Source organism: Leucobacter chromiiresistens (assembly GCF_001477055.1).
GTDB lineage: Bacteria > Actinomycetota > Actinomycetes > Actinomycetales > Microbacteriaceae > Leucobacter > Leucobacter chromiiresistens_A.
Genome location: NZ_LDRK01000102.1, coordinates 1 through 2075, shown reverse-complemented (window position 1 = coordinate 2075; position 2075 = coordinate 1). Strand labels below are relative to the sequence as shown.

Genomic DNA, 2075 nt, shown 5'->3' with positions numbered 1-2075 from the left:
CGGGCCTGCTCGTGCGCGCCGGAAGCGGGTCGTGGCGCGCACGAGCAGGCCCGAGAGTGCGGCGAGCGCGATGGCGCTGGCCGCGATCGATGCGCCTGCCGCAGTGCCGAGATGCCAGGAGGCCAGCAGGCCGATGCCGACCGCGAGCGCGCCGACCGCGCTCGCGAGCACCATGCGCGTCGCGATGCTGCGCGTCCACGGCGCTGCCGCCACGGCGGGGGCGAGCAGCAGGCCGACGACGAGCAGGGAGCCGACGGCCTGGTACGAGCTGACGACCGCCAGGGTGACGAGGCCGACGAGCGCCACCTGCGCGAACTGCGGCTTCAGGCAGAGGGTGGCGGCGATGCGCTGGTCGAACGCCGCGGCCACGAAACGGCGGTGGAAGCCCGCGGCGACGCCGATGGTGATCGCGGCCGCCCCCGCCAGCAGCCAGAGGTCGGCGGGGGTGATCGCGAGGATGTCGCCGAAGAGCATGACGGTCGCGTCGGTCGCGAAGCTGCGGGAGTGCGACACGATGATCACGCCCAGCGAGAGCATCGCGACGAAGAGCAGGCCGATGCTGGTGTCGTACGAGAGACGCCCGCGACGCTGCACCCAGCCGATGAGCACGCTCATCGCGATCGCGCTCGCCGCAGCGCCGAACGTCGTCGGCAGGCCGATCACGGTTGCGAGGGCGACGCCCGGCAGCATGCCGTGCCCGAGGGCCTCGCCGAGGAACGCCATGCCGCGGATCACCACCCAGGTGCCGACGACGCCGCAGACGAGGGCGACGAGCGCGCCCCCGATGAGGGCGCGCAGCACGAAGTCGGCGGTGAAGGGTTCGAGGAGGATCGGCACTCGGCCATCCTAGACATAAACGAGAATCATTATCAAAATCAGATAAGCTTGCGGCATGTCCCTCCCATCCGCGGGTTCGAGCCCGCACGCTCACCCGTCTCCCTCCGGTACTTCCGATCCCTCGCGCGGCGCCAGTGCCGCTGCCGGTGCTGCTGCCGGTGCCGCTGCCGGTGCCGCTGTCGGCGGCTCGGCAGCCGCCGACGTCATCGGTCATGCACCCGCCGGGCGGGCGCGCCCCCGGCTGCGCGGCAGCGGCCTCGGCTTCGCCTTCGACGGCGCTCCGGTGCTCCACGGCGTCGACATCACGCTCGACCCGGGCGTCGTCACGGTGATCGCGGGCCCGAACGGGGCGGGCAAGTCGACGCTGCTCGAAGTGCTCGCCGGCGTGCGGCGGCCGACGGCGGGGAGTGTCGAGCGATCGGGATCGCTCGCACTCGTCGTGCAGCGCATCGCGGCACCCGACGCCCTGCCCGTCACCGTTCGCGAGGTCGTCGCGATGGGGACGTGGGAGCGGCGCAGCGCGAGCCGCGCCGAGGCGAAGCGGCGGGTGACCGAAGCGCTCGAACGCGTCGCACTGCACGAACTCGCCGACCGGCCGTTCGCCGCGCTCTCGGGCGGGCAGCGCCAGCGCGTGCTGCTCGCCCAGGGCATCGCCCGCCGCGCGCAGATCTTCCTCCTCGACGAGCCCGCCTCCGGCCTCGACGCCGCGAGCCGGGAGCGCACGCACGCGATCCTCGCCGCTGAGGCCGGCCGCGGGGCCGTGGTCGCCTGCGTCACCCACGACGACGACGCCATCGCGCGCGCCGACCGCGTGGTGCGCATCGAGAGCGGCGTGCGCGTGGCGTGAGCGGCGTGCGCGCTGCGGCCGTCGCGCTGCGGCCGCGCGGGGAGGCTGACAGGAGCCGTGCGGCACGCCGCCTAGACTGTTCCGTACGCTGCGTTGCGCGCGCAGCGGTGGACGAAGGAAGGGTGGTTGCCGCTCAGATGATCACCGAACCCGTAGCCGAGGTCGACCTCGACGCCATCGCGTCCAACATCCGGGTGCTCTCCGCGCTCGCGCCGCAGTCCGAGCTCATGGCGGTCGTGAAGGCCGACGGATACGGGCACGGCGCCGTGCCCGTCGCGCACGCCGCCGTCGCCGCGGGCGCCGGCTCGCTGGGGGTCGCGACGATCCCCGAGGCCATCGCGCTGCGAGACGGAGGGGTCACCGCCCCGATCCTCGCCTGGTTGTCGACGAG

The 2075-nt window shown here is 73.7% G+C and carries 3 protein-coding genes; 2 read left to right on the top strand and 1 reads right to left on the bottom strand.

The features are described from left to right. The coding region (gene aztB / locus NS354_RS11500; protein ID WP_058594616.1) for a zinc ABC transporter permease AztB at nt 1-837 on the bottom strand (837 nt) is incomplete at its 3' end. A 55-nt stretch (nt 838-892) separates the two neighbouring features. Here aztB and aztA point away from each other — a divergent pair. Both aztA and NS354_RS11490 read left to right on the top strand, forming a co-directional pair. Continuing rightward, on the top strand, nt 893-1684 hold the full coding sequence (gene aztA / locus NS354_RS11495) for a zinc ABC transporter ATP-binding protein AztA (RefSeq protein ID WP_241490500.1): 792 nt from the start codon (nt 893-895) through the stop codon (nt 1682-1684). Nucleotides 1685-1821: 137 nt separating this feature from the next. Further along, the coding region (locus NS354_RS11490) for an alanine racemase (RefSeq protein WP_193750772.1) at nt 1822-2075 on the top strand (254 nt) is incomplete at its 3' end.